This window comes from Streptantibioticus rubrisoli (genome assembly GCF_024436055.1).
Lineage (GTDB): Bacteria > Actinomycetota > Actinomycetes > Streptomycetales > Streptomycetaceae > Streptantibioticus_A > Streptantibioticus_A rubrisoli.
Map to the genome: position 1 here is coordinate 43,186 of NZ_JANFNH010000022.1, position 14,796 is coordinate 57,981.

Genomic DNA, 14,796 nt, shown 5'->3' on the forward strand with positions numbered 1-14,796 from the left:
AAAGGGCATTGAAGTCTTCCGACTCCAACGCCCTGTCCGATATCCGAACGTGAATGATCTAGGAAAACCCCGGGGGCTCCGGGAAACCTCCAGGGACCCCCCAAAGCCCAGCAGAAGAAGATCCGCGATGCCCCCAAAGCCCCCGGCGGAACGGGGCCCGCCGAAGCCCTAGAGAACCCCCACTCCCAGCGGAAGGGGGGTCTGGGGGGAACCCCCCAGAAAACCCCCAACCCCAGCGGGAGCGTTAGCGCTTGGCGCGGGCCGCGGCGCGGCCGCGCTCCTTCTGGTCGAGGACGACCTTGCGGATGCGGACCGCCTCCGGAGTGACCTCGACGCACTCGTCGTCGCGGCAGAACTCCAGGGACTGCTCAAGCGACAGCTTGCGCGGCGGGACGATCGACTCGGCCACGTCGGCGGTCGACGACCGCATGTTGGTGAGCTTCTTCTCCTTGGTGATGTTGACGTCCATGTCGTCGGAACGGGAGTTCTCGCCGACGATCATGCCCTCGTACACCTCGGTGCCCGGCTCCACGAACAGCACGCCGCGCTCCTGGAGGTTGGTCATCGCGAACGCGGTGACCGCACCGGCGCGGTCGGCGACCAGGGAGCCGTTGTTGCGGGTCTGCAGGGTGCCGAACCACGGCTCGTGGCCCTCGTGGATGGAGTGGGCGATGCCGGTGCCGCGGGTCTGGGTCAGGAACTCGGTGCGGAAGCCGATCAGACCGCGCGACGGCACGACGAACTCCATGCGGACCCAGCCGGAGCCGTGGTTGGACATGTTGTCCATCCGGCCCTTGCGCACGCCCATGAGCTGGGTGACGGCACCCATGTGCTCCTCGGGCACGTCGATGGTCAGCCGCTCGACGGGCTCGTGGACCTTGCCGTCGATCTCCCTGGTGACGACCTGCGGCTTGCCGACGGTCAGCTCGTAGCCCTCGCGGCGCATGGTCTCCACGAGGATGGCCAGCGCCAGCTCGCCACGGCCCTGCACCTCCCAGGCGTCGGGGCGGTCGGTGTCCAGGACGCGCAGCGAGACGTTGCCGACGAGCTCGCGGTCGAGGCGGTCCTTGACCTGGCGGGCGGTGACCTTGCGGTCCTTGACCGCGGCCTTGGCGTCCGCGCCCTTGCCGGAGCCGCCACGGCCGACCAGCGGCGAGGTGTTGGTGCCGATCGTCATGGAGATCGCGGGCTCGTCGACGGTGATCAGCGGCAGGGCGACCGGGTTCTCCGGGTCGGCCAGGGTCTCGCCGATCATGATGTCCGGGATGCCCGCGACGGCGCAGATGTCGCCCGGCCCGGCCTTCTCGGCGGGCTTGCGGGTGAGCGCCTCGGTCATCATCAGCTCGGTGATGCGGACGTTCTGGATGGAGCCGTCGCGCTTGATCCAGGCGACGGTCTGCCCCTTCTTCAACTCGCCCTGCTCGACGCGGAGCAGCGCGATGCGGCCGAGGAAGTTGTCGGCGTCGAGGTTGGTGACGTGCGCCTGCAGCGGCGCGTCCTCCTCGTACGTCGGAGCCGGGATGTGGTCCAGGATCGTGGAGAAGAACGGCTCCAGGCTGTCGCTGTCGGCCGGAACCGTGCCGTCCTCCGGCTTGGTCAGCGAGGCGATGCCGTCGCGGCCGCAGGCGTAGACGATCGGGAACTCGATCTGGTCCTCGTCGGCGTCCAGGTCGAGGAAGAGGTCGTAGGTCTCGTTGACGACCTCGTCGATACGGGAGTCCGGGCGGTCGGTCTTGTTGATGCACAAGATCACCGGCATCCGCTTGGCGAGCGCCTTGCGCAGCACGAAGCGGGTCTGCGGCAGCGGGCCCTCGGAGGCGTCGACGAGCAGCACGACACCGTCGACCATCGACAGACCGCGCTCGACCTCGCCGCCGAAGTCGGCGTGGCCCGGGGTGTCGATGATGTTGATGGTGATGGGCTCGCCACCGCCCTTGGGGTGGTACTTCACCGCCGTGTTCTTGGCCAGGATCGTGATGCCCTTCTCACGCTCCAGGTCGTTGGAGTCCATGACCCGGTCGTCGACGGAGTCGAGTTGGTGGGCGGCGAAGGCACCCGCCTGCTTGAGCATGGCGTCGACGATGGTCGTCTTGCCGTGGTCGACGTGGGCGACGATGGCGACGTTACGGATGTCGTGGCGCGTGGGCATACTGCGGCGCTTCTCCCGGATTCGTGGATGGCGGCGCGTACGGTCCTACGCGCGCCCGCCGGGCAACATCACGCCACGGCCTTCCCCCCATGGTACGGGGCTCGCGAGAAAAGCGTCCGCCCGGGAGATCACCAGCCGCTGCCGGGCCGCTCAGCGGCGGAAACCGATGTTCTGGTAGCGGGGGGTCTGGAAGCCGAAGGCGCCCACGTTGGCGACGTCGGTGCGCTCGGCGACCAGTTCGGGCCGCTGGTAGAGCGGGATGGCGCCCGCGGCGGCCCAGATTCTGGCGTCGGCCCGCTTGGTCAGGTCGGCCGCCTTGCCGGGGTTGAGCTCGGCGCCCGCCTGGTCCAGCAGCCGGTCGATCAGGTCGGTGCCCACCCGGGCGTAGTTCTGCTGGACGACCAGCGAGCCGTCCGCACCCGGTTCCGGCTTGGCGTACAGCGGGCGGGCGTCGGTGGCCGGGAAGGCGGTGCCGGGCCAGGAGTACAGGGCCAGGTCGAAGTCGCCGGAGGCGATCTGGTCCTGGAAGAAGCTGCGGTCGGAGACCTTGGTGAGCTGGGTGCGCACCCCGATGCCGGCCAGCATGCGCGCGATGCGGTCGCCGACCGCGCCGAGCGTGGCGTCGTGCTGCGGCAACACGAACTGCAAGGTCAGCGGATGCCCCGACCGGTCGGTGCGCACCGTGGCGGGCTCCACGGTCTCGGTCCGCGCGACCTTGCCGCCACCCTGCGCCGTGCTGGCCGGGCGTACCTGGCCGGGGCCGGGCGCGGCGTTGTGCGCGGCGTTCGCCTTGCCGGACTGCCATCCGGCGTCGGCCAGCAGGGCCTGGGCGGTCTTCACGTCGGTGCCGCCGATCGCCGAGCTGTTGTCCTGGTAGCCGTCCTGTGACGCCAGCACCAGGTGGTTGCCGAGCGGCGCGGCGGGCAGCCCGGCCGGGCGCAGCACCTGCTGGGCGATGGCCTTGCGGTCGATCGCCCGGGCCACCGCGCGCCGTACCCGTTCGTCGGTGAGCGGACCGCTGCCGCCGTTCAGCGTCAGCTGGGTGTACGAGGCGTCGAAGGCGCGGTGCACCACGAGCCGCCGGTCCCGGGAGACCGCGCCCAGCGCCTGCGGGGCCACCTCGGCCACGTCCACCCGCCCGGCGGCCAGGGCGGCGGCCCGCCGGGCGCTGGGCACCGCGGTGAACACCAGCCGGTCCAGCTTGGCCCGCTCCCCCCACCAGCGGGCGGCGCGCACCAGCGTCACCGTGCCGCGTCTGGCGTCCACCGACTGGACCGAGAAGGGGCCCGCGGTCACTGGGAGCGCTGCGCGGCTGCCGTCGTTGAAGGCGTCCGGGGTGCCGGTGACCTCCTTCGGGTACAGCGGGGTGAACAGCGACCGCCAGGTCGCCATGGGGCGGTTGAAGGTGACCTTGACCTCATGGGCGTCCGCGCCACGCCGTACCTCGGAGATCCGGTCGTAGCCGTCGTTGTGCGCGCTCCAGTACGCGGAGTTGGTGCCGTTCAGCGCCCTCCACTGGGCGGCGAAGTCGTCGGCGGAGATCGCCCGGCCGTCGCTCCAGACCGCCCGGGGGTTGAGCCTGTAGAGCACCACCTGCGGTGACCTGCTCACCACGGTGGCCGACTCCAGGTAGTCCGGGTCGCGTTGGGGGCGGCCGCGGCCGTCCACGGTGAACAGGGCGGGCAGTACGGCGCCCGCGATCCGCTCGGTCTGCGGGTCGGCGGCGGACTGGAAGGTGTTCAGCGTGCCGGGTACGTCGTCCACCGCCCAGCGCAGCGTCCCACCGTCGCGCACCGCGGGCCGGGCGACGGTCGCCACGTCGACGGCGGGCGCGGCGGAGGCGCCGGAGGAGGTCGAGCAGCCGGCCGCCGCGGCGCTCACCACGGCGGCCAGGGCGATGGTTCCGACGACGGTGCGGGACATCGTGGCCACCTCCGGGGGACTCCCGAGCGCTTATCTCGTTTGCCGCTTATCGCACCCACTGAAGGTGATGGCCCGCGGACAGCCGGTCCGACACGGCGTCGCGGGCGGCCAAGGCCACCTGTGTGGACTAAGACGCCTCGCAGATCGCCTGCCACCCGTCGCGGGAAAACACAAGACCCCGCCGGAGCGGATACCGTCTTCACAAGCGCGCCTGTGACGCGCGACACTTTCTGGGGCAACCCGCGCGAACGCGCAACGGAGGTGCTGGCCATGTCCCTGCAGGACGAGCTCACTGCCACCCAGCGGCGCCTGGACGAACTCGACCGCTGCCTGACCACGCTGGAGCAGCACGTCGGGCAGAGCGTCGACATGCGGCGGGTCCGGGTGGACGCCAACCATCTGCGCGAGGACCTTGCGCTGCTGCGGGAGAGCACTCCCGGCGCCAAGGCCGGGCCGTCCGGCCAGCAGAAGGCGGCCCAGCAGATGATCACCGTGCCGGACGCCCCGTACGACCCCAACCTGTGGAAGGACTCCGACGACGAGGGTCTGGGCGCCCGCGACCGCCACGCCCCCTGAGTCCGCCCGCAAGCACGGCGAACCCGGTAAGCCACCCCTCTCGCCGGAGGCGACCCGTTGGCCACGACCGAGACAGCAGGACCCTCATCAGGCGGCGTGCACGCCCCCGGGCGTGCCGCGATCGCCGCGCGGCAGCTGCGCACCGACCGCTGGTGGCTGGCGCCCGCCGTCACCGTCACCGTGTTGACGGTGTTCGTCGTCTATTCGACCTGGCGGGCGTTCGCCAACGCCGACTACTACGCCGCGCCGTATGTCTCCCCGTTCTATTCCCCCTGCATCGCCACCAACTGCGTGAACATGAAGGGGGGTGCGGATCTGCAGATCTTCGGGCCGTGGTGGGGGCTTTCGCCCGCGCTGCTGGTGCTGATCTTCCCGCTGGGATTCCGGTTGACCTGCTACTACTACCGCAAGGCGTACTACCGGGGTTTCTGGGCCGCGCCGCCCGCCTGCGCGGTGGCCGAGCCGCACCGGAAGTACACCGGGGAGACGCGTTTTCCGCTGATCCTGCAGAACGTGCACCGCTACTTCTTCTACTTCGCGCTGCCCTTCGCGGTGATCCTCACCTACGACGCGGCGCTCGGGTTCCGGGACGCGGCCGGGCACTGGGGCCATATGGGTCTGGGCACCCTGGTGTTGCTGGTGAACATCGTGTTGATCTGGGTCTACACCCTGTCCTGCCATTCGTGCCGGCACATTGTCGGCGGGCGGTTGAAGAACTTCTCCAAACATCCGGTGCGTTACCGGATGTGGACCTGGGTTGGACGGATGAACGCCCATCACATGGCTTTCGCCTGGGCCTCGTTGGTGATGGTGGCACTGGCCGATCTGTATGTGTACCTGGTGGCCAGTGGTGCGTTCGCCGATCCGAAGTTCTTCTGACGGGGACAGTAAGTCGCCGAAAACCAGCGAAGGGGATGCGGCAGCACATGACGCAAGTCGAGCGGCACACCTATGACGTGGTGGTGGTCGGCGCGGGCGGAGCGGGGCTGCGGGCCGCCATCGAGGCCCGGGAACAGGGCCTGCGCACCGCCGTGATCTGCAAGTCACTGTTCGGCAAGGCGCACACGGTGATGGCCGAGGGCGGAATCGCCGCCAGCATGGGCAACGCCAACCCGCGGGACAACTGGCAGGTGCACTTCCGGGACACCATGCGGGGCGGGAAGTTCCTCAACAACTGGCGGATGGCCGAGCTGCACGCCAGGGAAGCACCGGACCGGGTATGGGAGTTGGAGACCTGGGGCGCGCTGTTCGACCGTACGAAGGACGGCCGGATCTCCCAGCGCAATTTCGGCGGCCATGAGTATGCCCGGCTGGCGCACGTCGGTGACCGCACCGGGCTGGAACTCATCCGCACCCTCCAGCAGCGGATCGTCGCCCTGCAACAGGAGGACCACGAACGCAGCGGCGACTACGAGGACCGGCTGCGGGTCTTCCAGGAATGCACCGTCACCCGGGTGTTGAAGGACGGCGCGCGGGTTTCCGGGGTGTTCGGCTATGTGCGGGAGTCCGGGCGCTTCTTCGTCATCGAGGCGCCCGCCGTCGTACTGGCCACCGGTGGCATCGGCAAGTCCTTCAAGGTGACCTCCAATTCCTGGGAGTACACCGGCGACGGGCACGCGCTGGCGCTGCTGGCGGGGGCGCCGCTGATCAACATGGAGTTCGTGCAGTTCCATCCGACCGGCATGGTATGGCCGCCGTCCGTGAAGGGAATCCTGGTCACCGAATCGGTGCGCGGTGACGGCGGGGTGCTGCGCAACAGCGACGGCAAGCGCTTCATGTTCGACTACATTCCGGATGTCTTCAAGGAGAAGTACGCGCAGAGCGAGCAGGAGGCGGACGGCTGGTACGCCGACCCGGACAACCACCGCCGCCCACCGGAGCTGCTGCCCCGCGACGAGGTGGCCCGGGCGATCAACTCCGAGGTGAAGGCGGGGCGTTGCTCACCGCACGGCGGAGTGTTCCTGGACGTGTCGACCCGGCTGCCCGCCGAGGAGATCAGGCGGCGGCTGCCGTCCATGCACCACCAGTTCAAGGAACTGGCCGATGTCGACATCACCGCCGAGCCCATGGAGGTCGGACCGACCTGCCACTACGTGATGGGCGGGGTCGAGGTCGATCCGGACAGCGCCGCCGCGACCGGGGTGCCCGGGCTGTTCGCGGCGGGCGAGGTCGCGGGCGGAATGCACGGCTCCAACCGGCTGGGCGGCAACTCCCTCTCCGATCTGCTGGTCTTCGGCCGCCGGGCCGGGCTGCACGCCGCCGAGTACGCCGCGGAGCTGGGCACCGACGACCGCCCCCGGGTCTCCGCCGAGCAGGTGGACACCGCCGCGGCCGAGGTGCTGCGCCCGTTCAGCGTCGAGGGCGGCGAGCCGGAGAGCCGTACGGAGAACCCGTACGCGCTGCACCAGGAGCTGCAGCAGACCATGAACGACCTGGTCGGCATCATCCGGCGGGCCAGCGAGATGACCGAGGCGCTGCGCCGCCTCGCCGATCTGCGGCAGCGGTCCCGGCGGGCCGCGGTCGAGGGGCACCGGCAGTTCAACCCCGGCTGGCACCTGGCGATCGACCTGCGCAACATGCTGCTGGTGAGCGAGTGCGTGGCGCGCGCCGCGCTGGAGCGCACCGAAAGCCGTGGCGGCCACACCCGCGACGACTACCCGGAGATGGACCGCCGCTGGCGCAAGACCAATCTGGTCTGCGAACTCGCCAGCGGTGACGGCGAGCTGGCGGCGGTCGATCCCGCCGACGGCCAGATCAGACTCACCCGACGCGACATGCCGCCGATCCGCGGCGATCTGCTCGCCCTCTTCGGCAAGGACGAGTTGCTCAAGTACCTCACGGACGAGGAGCTCGACACATGAGCGCTGCGCCTGGCCCGAAGGCCAACGGTTCCGCCTACACCGCCCGTTTCAGGGTGTGGCGCGGCGACGCGGACGGCGGCGAGTTGCGGGACTTCGACGTCGAGGTGCACGAGGGCGAGGTCGTCCTCGACATCATCCACCGGTTGCAGGCCACCCAGGCCAACGATCTGGCGGTGCGCTGGAACTGCAAGGCGGGCAAGTGCGGTTCGTGCAGCGCGGAGATCAACGGAAGGCCGCGGCTGATGTGCATGACCCGGATGTCGGTGTTCGCACCGGACGAGACGGTGACCGTGACGCCGATGCGGGCCTTTCCCGTGGTGCGCGACCTGGTGACCGATGTGTCGTTCAACTACACCAAGGCCAGGGAGATTCCGTCGTTCGTCCCGCCGCCCGGTCTGCGCGCCGGGGAGTACCGGATGCGGCAGGAGGACGTGGGGCGGTCACAGGAGTTCCGCAAGTGCATCGAGTGCTTCCTGTGCCAGAACACCTGCCATGTGGTGCGGGACCACGAGGAGAACAAGCAGGCGTTCGCCGGGCCGCGCTTCCTGATGCGGATCGCCGAACTGGACATGCATCCACTGGACTCGGCCGAGGAGTCGGGCCTGGACCGCAAGTCCGCGGCGCAGGAGGAGCACGGGCTCGGCTACTGCAACATCACCAAGTGCTGTACGGAAGTGTGCCCGGAGAACATCAAGATCACCGACAACGCGCTGATTCCGCTCAAGGAACGGGCCGTTGACCGCAAGTACGACCCGTTGGTGTGGCTCGGCAACAAGATCAGACGGCGCTGAAAGAGGTCCCTGAAAAAGGTCCGGGGGCGTACGCCCCCAGAAATGGGGCCTCAGTACATGCTCAGCAGCGCCTCCGCCAGGTCCGCGCCGTGGGACTGGCCGTCCGGCAGCCCCAGTTCGAACCAGACTGTCTTGCCGCGCGGCGTCCTCCTGCTGCCCCAGCTCTCGCTGAGCATGCTGACGAGCTGCAGCCCGCGCCCGCCCTCGTCGGTGTCGCGGGCCCGCCGCCGCCTCGGCTGGACGAGGTCGGAGTCCCACACCTCGCACACCAGCGTGCGGTCCAGCAGCAGCCGCAGCCGTATGTCCCCCCTGCCGTGCCGTAGCGCGTTGGTGACCAGCTCGCTGACCAGCAGCTCCGTGGTGTCCACGAGCTCGCCGAGCCCCCAGGCCTCCAGCCGCGCCCGGGTCAGCTCCCGGGCCTGGGCCACCGACTGGCCCTGCGGCGGCAGCGTCCAGTCGCCGACCGCGTCGTCCGGCAGGCCCCGAACCCTGGCCATCAACAGCGCCACGTCGTCCTCGCCGTGGTGGGTGTCCAGGCTGGTCAGTACGTGGTCGCAGGCGTCCTCCAGCGGTAGCGCGGCGGTGCTCAGGGCGCGCCGGAAGGCCTCCAGGCCCTCGTCCAGGGAGTGGTGGCGGGACTCCACCAGTCCGTCGGTGTAGAGGGCGAGCAGCGCGCCGTCGGGGAGTTCGACGTCCACCTCCTCGAACGGCTCGCCGCCGACGCCCAGCGGTATGCCGTGGGGCACGTCGAGCATCAGCGCCGGGTCGCCCGGCTGCACGATGACCGGCGGCAGATGGCCCGCGTTGGCGATGGTGCAGCGCCGGGTGACCGCGTCGTAGACCGCGTAGACGCAGGTCGCCAGGTACACCTCGGCCAGGTCCTCGGCGTCCCGGTCCTTGGCGCGGCGGCTGCGGCCGCCGCTGGGGTCGGACAGGCCGCGGGCGATCTCGTCCAACTGGCTGAGCACTTCGGCCGGTTCGAGGTCGAGCAGCGCCAAGGTGCGTACCGCGGTGCGCAGTTCGCCCATCGCGACGGCGGCCCGAAGCCCGCGGCCCATCACGTCGCCGACCACCAACGCGGTGCGGTGTCCGGGGAGTTCGATGACGTCGAACCAGTCGCCGCCGACCTCGGCCGCGGCGTTGCCGGGCAGGTAGCGGCAGGCGATGTCGAGACCGGCGGCCTCCGGGTTGCCCGGCGGCAGCAGGCTGCGCTGCAGCAGCAGCGCTCGCTCGTGCTCGCGCCGGTAGAGCCGGGCGTTGTCGATGCACACGGCGGCCCGGGCGACGAGTTCCCCGGCCAGCGCCCGGTCGCGCTCGCCGAACGGTTCGCTGCCCTTGGCGCGGGAGAAGTGCACCAGCCCGAGCACGGTGTCCCGGGCGACCATCGGCACCACCAGGGTGGACTGGACGACGGCGGGCAACTCGCCCCGGTCCGGGTCGGGTTCGGCGACCTCGTCGGCCGCGGAGCCGCCGCCGCTGACCCCGAGGACCTGGATCTGCGCGGTGCGCAGCGCCTTGGCCCCGGGCGAGGTGAACGGGTATCGGTGCACCGCGCCCACGCTCACCGAGCCCTTCTCGACGCCCAGCGAGTCGGGCCCGCCGGATACCGCGCTGGCGCCCGCGACCCTGCGTACGTCCGCGCTGCCGTCGGAGCTGCCGACCGGGTCCTCGTCGCCGGTGAGCAGCGCCTGGTAGAGGTCGACGGCGGCCAGGTCGCAGAAGTGCGGTACGGCCACGTCCAGCAGTTGCCTTGCGGTGGTCTCCAGATCGAGGGAGTTGCCGATGCGGGTGCCCGCCTCGTTCAGCAGGGCCAGGTCGCGCCGGGTGTGCGCGGCCTCCCGTTCTGCGCGCTGACGGGTCGTCACATCGGTTGCCACGCCCGCCACTCCGGACGGGCGGCCGCTCGGGTCCGTGAGCCGGTACAGGGAGATCGCCCAGCGGCGGCGGCCGGGGGTGCCGGGGGTGGTGCCGACGACCTGCATGTCGACCACCGGTTCGCCGGTGTCCAGGACCTGGCGCAGCGCGGCGGTGAGGCGGTCGGCCTCGACCCGGGGCAGGAAGTCGTGCGGGGTGCGGCCGGGGTAGTCCTGCGCGGGCTTGCCGTACACGTGCGCGAAGCGCTCGTTGACGCGGATCAGTCTGAGGTCGGTGTCGGCGAGGAAAAGCCCCATCGGAGATTGGCCGAAAATCGCCTCGAACGCGGCCAGGGAGGCGTCCCGCTCCCGGTCGCGCTCAAGGCCCCGGGGACTTGGCAGTTCAGCCATGGTCGGCCCCCGAGGGGTGCTGGCCTTCTCCGTGCGAAGCGGCGGAGCAGGATCCGCCGGAACGTATGCAGCGCAAGACCCCTCCAGTTATTCAGTACTCCCGGACCGGCCGCTGCCCAGTGTTCAGGGTATTGGGCACCACTGAAGTATTGAGCACCGGCGGCACCGGGCACACGGTCTTGTCGATCACAGCATCATTTCGGCTTCAACGAGGCAACTTTCCCGAGGTCAGCTACCCGGCAGCACCAGTTCGAACCACACCGTCTTGCCCAGCGGTCCCTGCCGGGTGCCCCACCGGCGGGACGCCCGGGCGACGAGTTGCAGTCCGCGGCCGCCCTCGTCCTCGTGGTCGGCGGTACGGGCGCGCGGCGGATCGGGCAGCGGGTCGGAGACCTCGACCAGCAGCGAGGGGCCGCGGACCATGCGGACGCCGATGGGTCCGTGCGCGTACCGCAGGGAGTTGGTGACCAGTTCACTGACCAGGAGTACGGTCACGTCGGTCAACGCGTTCAAACCCCAGGCGGCCAGCGTCTCACGCACGTGCGCGCGCGCCCGCCGTACGGCGCTGGGCTCAGCGGGGAAGGTCCAGGACGCCGCGCTGCCCTCCGGGAGCCCGCCGAGCCGGGCCATCAGCACGGCCACGTCGTCGGGTTCGAGTTCCGCGACCAGGTTGGCGACCATGTCGTCGCACGCGTCGTCCAACGACCGGTGCGGGCGGGCGAGTACGGTCCTGAGCCGGTCGATGCCGTGGCTGATGTCCTCACCGCGCCGCTCGATCAGACCGTCGGTGTAGAGCACCAGCACCGAGCCGTCCGGCACCCGCAGTTCGGTGGTCTCGAACTCCGCGTCATCGACGCCGATCGGTGTGCCGGTGGGCATGTCGAGCCGGTGCACGCCCTCCGGGCCGCGCTCGCCCGGATCGATCAACAGGGGTGGCAGATGGCCCGCCTTGGCGATGGAGCAGACCCGGGTCGACGGGTCGTAGACGGCGTAGACGCAGGTGGCCATCATCGGTTCGTCGGGGAACTGGGCGAAGTCGTCGGACAAGTCGTTGATCCGGCGCAGCAGTTCGTCCGGGCTCATGTCGAGCGCGGCCAGCGTCCGCATGGCGGTGCGCAGCCGTCCCATGGTGGCGGCGGCCTGCAGCCCGTGCCCCATCGCGTCGCCGACCACGAAGGCGACCCGGCCTCCCGCCAGCGGCACCACGTCGAACCAGTCGCCGCCCGCCTCCGCGCCGGTACTGCCGGGTACGTAGCGGTAGGCGACCTCCACGCCCGGCAACTCCGGTACGTGCTGCGGCAGCAGGCTGCGTTGCAGCATCAGGGCGCCCTCCCGCTCCCGCGCGTACAGCCGGGCGTTGTCGAGGGCGGCGCCCGCGCGGTCGGCGAGTTCGGTGGCGAGTGCCAGGTCGTCCGGGTCGAACGGTTCGCGCTGCACGGACCGTCCGATGACCAGCAGGCCCAGCACGATGCCGCGGGCGCGCAGCGGGACGACGAGCATCGAGCCGACGCCCAGTTCCAGGGCGGCCTTGATGCGCGGGTCGAGGCCGTGCACGGTGTCGGTCGCGGCGTGCAGGTCCGCACTGGTTTCGGCGTACCAGGCCGGACCGCCGGCCAGCACCTCGGACAGCGGTGAGCCCGCGGGGAAGCTGAGGCTGGCGCCGACGCGCAGTTGGGCGGCGACCGCCTCGGTGCCCGGTCCGGTGGTGAACCCGGCCAGCACCAGCGGGGTGTGCGCGGGGTGCGGGCGGCGCGGCAGGTCGGCGCCCCGGGGGACGTCGCGGACCAGCAGCACGCCCGCGTAGTCGGCGAACTCCGGCACCAGGATGTCGGGCAGCAGCCGGGCGATGCGGTCCACGTCGAGCAGGTCGGACAGGACCGCGCCCACCTCGTTGAGCAGGGTCAGCCGGACGCGGGCCCGTTCGGCCTTGGCGACCGCGATGTGGCGCTCGGTGACGTCCATGACGATGCAGGAGATGCCCAGCACCCGCCCGGCCCGGTCCACAATCCTGGCGTACGACGCGGAGCGCAGGCCCTCGCCGCCCGGTCCCTTGTTGAGCAGGTCGACGACGGTGCGTCCGGTGGCCAGCACCTCGCGCTGGACCAGCGTCAGGTTCTCGCCGGTCTTGCCGGGCAGGATCTCGTCGACGGTGCGGCCTATGTGGTCTTCGGCGGGGCGCCCGTTCATCTGGGCCAGGGCCTCGTTGACCCGGACGAAGCGCAGGTCTGTGTCGAAGATCGCGATGCCCAGCGCGGAGGTGTCGAACACCGCGTCGACGATGGCCAGATCGTGCTCCAGGCCGCGCAGTAGCTGGGTCTCGGCGAGCGCGACCAGGACGTACGGCTTGCCGTCCCCGTCCACCAGCAGTGAGGCCCGCACCTCGGCCTGCACGGTGTGGCCGTCGCGGTGCCGTAGCGGCAGCACGCCGCCCCAGCGTCCGGCGCGCAGCAACTCGGCCAGCACCTGCTCCGCGGGGCCGGGGCTGGGGATCCGGCCGAGGCGTTCGGCGCGCACCGCGTGTGCGGTGGACCAGTCGCCGATGATGTTGTCGATCCGGCGGCCGACGATGTGCTCGCCCGCCCAGCCCAGCATCTCCTCGGCCAGCGGGGACCACAGCACGACCCGGCCGCGGGTGTCCAGCATGATGACGCCCACCCGCAGGGTGTCCAGCAGCCCGCCCGAGGCGGCGGGCTGGGTGGCGGCCGGTTGCAGGCCGTGCGGCCGGTGGTGGGCTTCGCTGTGTGGGGGGTTCTGCGCGGCGGATGGGGTGCTCATCCGGCACACCTCCCACCAGGTCGGACATATCGTCTAAGTGGCCCGTACCCCATGATCAATGGAGTACACGGCGGGCGGCCCGGCGCGTTACTCCGTTCAGTCCGGCGGAGTCCCCGAAGGAGTCCCACAGTCGGCGAGCCTACGCGCCAAACGAGGCGCTACGCGCCGCCCGACCTTCCGTGAGCCTGCGGGCCACCTCGGCGACCGCCGGGCGGTCCTGGTCGAGCCAGTCCACGTCGGCCATCTCGGCGGGCGACAGCCAACGCAGGGCGTCATGGTCCTGCAGCGGATGCGGCTGGGCGGAGCCCTCGGCGAGCCGGGCGGTCCACACCCACAGCACCAGATCGGCCCGCAGCGGCCACTGGCCGGGGATCCGCTCCAGCGGCTCGGCCTCGACCCCCAGTTCCTCGCGCAGCTCGCGCACCAGCGCCTGCTCGGCGGTCTCGCCCGGCTCCACCTTGCCGCCGGGCAGCTCCCAGCGCCCGGCCAGCTCCGGTGGCGCACTGCGCCGCGCGGCCAGCAGCCTGCCCTGGTGCAGGAGGGCTGCGCCGACCACCACTCGTACCGATACGCTCATGCGCCGCACTCTACGGCGGCGCGCTCCGCGCACCGCCGCCGGGAGAAGAATTTTTTCTGGGGGCAAGCCCCCAGGCCCCGGGCAGGTGGATGCTTCGGGGGGAGTCCACGGCGACCGCCGCAGGCGCAGCAGGAGCGGGGGAGCGTTCAGGATGCTCGTGGGTGATCGATTCTTTCGACGAGGTAGCGGCACCCCGTGCCGCGTCCGTCGAAGCGGCCCGCGACCGTCTCGGCCTCCTCGCGGGTCTCGCAACTGGCGACGCGGTAGCGGTTGCCGTTGTCGTCCTGGCGTATGACGGCCCACTGCAGCTCGCCCATCAGGCGGCTCCGTCGATTTCCCGTACGTGGTCGATGTTGGCGAGGTCCGCCTTGTCCGCGCTCGGCTGACCTGCGAACCACGCGTCGAGGATCTCCTTGAGCAGTGGTTCGGAGGTCAGCCGCAGTCCGACGGCAAGGACGTTGGCGTCGTTCCACTGCCGGGCGCCGTTGGCGGTGTACGCGTCCGTGCACAGCGCGGCGCGCACCCCCGGCACCTTGTTGGCGGCTATCGACGCGCCGGTACCGGTCCAGCAGCAGACCACCGCCTGATCCGCCCGGCCCTCCGCGACCTCGCGGGCCGCGGCCGCCGCCGACCACGCCCAGTCGGGACGCCCCGCGCCCTCCCGGTCTTCACTGCGCAGCGCGCCGTAGGCGGACACCTCGTGCCCGCGTCGGCGCAGCTCATAGACGAGGACCCTGGCGACCGGCTCATCCATGTCCGAGGAAACGGCGATCCGCATATGCCACAGCCTACGCCGAACGGTGACCCTATGAACCCGTCCGTACGCGAACGGGCATGAAATCGCCAGTCGTTGAAGCAGGAAACGACAAGGACCCCCACG

At 70.8% G+C, this 14,796-nt stretch carries 11 protein-coding genes; 4 read left to right on the top strand and 7 right to left on the bottom strand.

Annotated elements, in window-relative coordinates; genetic code table 11:
• Positions 1 to 244: 244 nt before the first annotated feature.
• Positions 245 to 2,149 (bottom strand): translational GTPase TypA, encoded by a 1,905-nt coding sequence (typA, locus tag NON19_RS18855; protein ID WP_255929605.1) that lies wholly within the window; start codon positions 2,147 to 2,149, stop codon positions 245 to 247.
• Between the two features lie 150 nt (positions 2,150 to 2,299).
• Positions 2,300 to 4,072, bottom strand: coding sequence for an ABC transporter family substrate-binding protein (locus tag NON19_RS18860; protein WP_255929606.1), 1,773 nt, complete (start codon positions 4,070 to 4,072; stop codon positions 2,300 to 2,302).
• 270 nt (positions 4,073 to 4,342) lie between these two features.
• Between NON19_RS18860 and NON19_RS18865 the strand changes: the two genes are divergently transcribed.
• The 4 genes from NON19_RS18865 to NON19_RS18880 are packed head-to-tail and all read left to right on the top strand — an operon-like array spanning position 4,343 to position 8,300.
• Positions 4,343 to 4,648: an Rv0250c family protein gene (locus tag NON19_RS18865; RefSeq protein ID WP_255929669.1), complete on the top strand. Its 306-nt coding sequence runs from the start codon at positions 4,343 to 4,345 to the stop codon at positions 4,646 to 4,648.
• Between the two features lie 57 nt (positions 4,649 to 4,705).
• Complete coding sequence (gene sdhC, locus NON19_RS18870) at positions 4,706 to 5,527, top strand: succinate dehydrogenase subunit SdhC (RefSeq protein WP_255929607.1); 822 nt, start codon at positions 4,706 to 4,708, stop codon at positions 5,525 to 5,527.
• A 47-nt stretch (positions 5,528 to 5,574) separates the two neighbouring features.
• Positions 5,575 to 7,509 (top strand): fumarate reductase/succinate dehydrogenase flavoprotein subunit, encoded by a 1,935-nt coding sequence (locus tag NON19_RS18875; protein WP_255929608.1) that lies wholly within the window; start codon positions 5,575 to 5,577, stop codon positions 7,507 to 7,509.
• On the top strand, positions 7,506 to 8,300 hold the full coding sequence (locus NON19_RS18880) for a succinate dehydrogenase/fumarate reductase iron-sulfur subunit (protein ID WP_255929609.1): 795 nt from the start codon (positions 7,506 to 7,508) through the stop codon (positions 8,298 to 8,300). The genes NON19_RS18875 and NON19_RS18880 overlap by 4 nt, the downstream gene beginning before the upstream one ends.
• Before the next feature lie 50 nt (positions 8,301 to 8,350).
• On the opposite strand, the gene NON19_RS18885 is transcribed toward NON19_RS18880, so the two are convergent.
• The 5 genes from NON19_RS18885 to NON19_RS18905 form a co-directional block, all read right to left on the bottom strand.
• Entirely contained in the window at positions 8,351 to 10,564 is a 2,214-nt protein-coding gene (locus tag NON19_RS18885; protein WP_255929610.1) for a SpoIIE family protein phosphatase, read from the bottom strand.
• 228 nt (positions 10,565 to 10,792) lie between these two features.
• A complete protein-coding gene (locus NON19_RS18890; RefSeq protein ID WP_255929611.1) occupies positions 10,793 to 13,339 on the bottom strand; it encodes a SpoIIE family protein phosphatase in 2,547 nt (848 codons plus the stop codon).
• 139 nt (positions 13,340 to 13,478) lie between these two features.
• Complete coding sequence (locus NON19_RS18895) at positions 13,479 to 13,916, bottom strand: (deoxy)nucleoside triphosphate pyrophosphohydrolase (RefSeq protein ID WP_255929612.1); 438 nt, start codon at positions 13,914 to 13,916, stop codon at positions 13,479 to 13,481.
• Between the two features lie 146 nt (positions 13,917 to 14,062).
• Positions 14,063 to 14,233, bottom strand: a complete 171-nt coding sequence (locus tag NON19_RS18900; protein ID WP_255929613.1) for an SPOR domain-containing protein — start codon at positions 14,231 to 14,233, stop codon at positions 14,063 to 14,065.
• Positions 14,233 to 14,694 (bottom strand): RpiB/LacA/LacB family sugar-phosphate isomerase, encoded by a 462-nt coding sequence (locus NON19_RS18905; protein ID WP_255929615.1) that lies wholly within the window; start codon positions 14,692 to 14,694, stop codon positions 14,233 to 14,235. Before NON19_RS18905 ends, NON19_RS18900 begins: the two co-directional genes overlap by 1 nt.
• Positions 14,695 to 14,796: the final 102 nt, after the last annotated feature.

Excerpts from the sequence above, each read along its gene's own strand:
- NON19_RS18880 (WP_255929609.1), top strand. The coding sequence starts at position 7,506 with ATGAGCGCTGCGCCTGGCCCGAAGGCCAACGGTTCCGCCTACACCGCC.
- NON19_RS18890 (WP_255929611.1), bottom strand. The coding sequence starts at position 13,339 with ATGAGCACCCCATCCGCCGCGCAGAACCCCCCACACAGCGAAGCCCAC.
- typA (WP_255929605.1), bottom strand. The coding sequence starts at position 2,149 with ATGCCCACGCGCCACGACATCCGTAACGTCGCCATCGTCGCCCACGTC.
- NON19_RS18900 (WP_255929613.1), bottom strand. The coding sequence starts at position 14,233 with ATGGGCGAGCTGCAGTGGGCCGTCATACGCCAGGACGACAACGGCAAC.
- NON19_RS18895 (WP_255929612.1), bottom strand. The coding sequence starts at position 13,916 with ATGAGCGTATCGGTACGAGTGGTGGTCGGCGCAGCCCTCCTGCACCAG.
- NON19_RS18885 (WP_255929610.1), bottom strand. The coding sequence starts at position 10,564 with ATGGCTGAACTGCCAAGTCCCCGGGGCCTTGAGCGCGACCGGGAGCGG.
- NON19_RS18905 (WP_255929615.1), bottom strand. The coding sequence starts at position 14,694 with ATGCGGATCGCCGTTTCCTCGGACATGGATGAGCCGGTCGCCAGGGTC.
- NON19_RS18865 (WP_255929669.1), top strand. The coding sequence starts at position 4,343 with ATGTCCCTGCAGGACGAGCTCACTGCCACCCAGCGGCGCCTGGACGAA.
- NON19_RS18860 (WP_255929606.1), bottom strand. The coding sequence starts at position 4,072 with ATGTCCCGCACCGTCGTCGGAACCATCGCCCTGGCCGCCGTGGTGAGC.
- NON19_RS18875 (WP_255929608.1), top strand. The coding sequence starts at position 5,575 with ATGACGCAAGTCGAGCGGCACACCTATGACGTGGTGGTGGTCGGCGCG.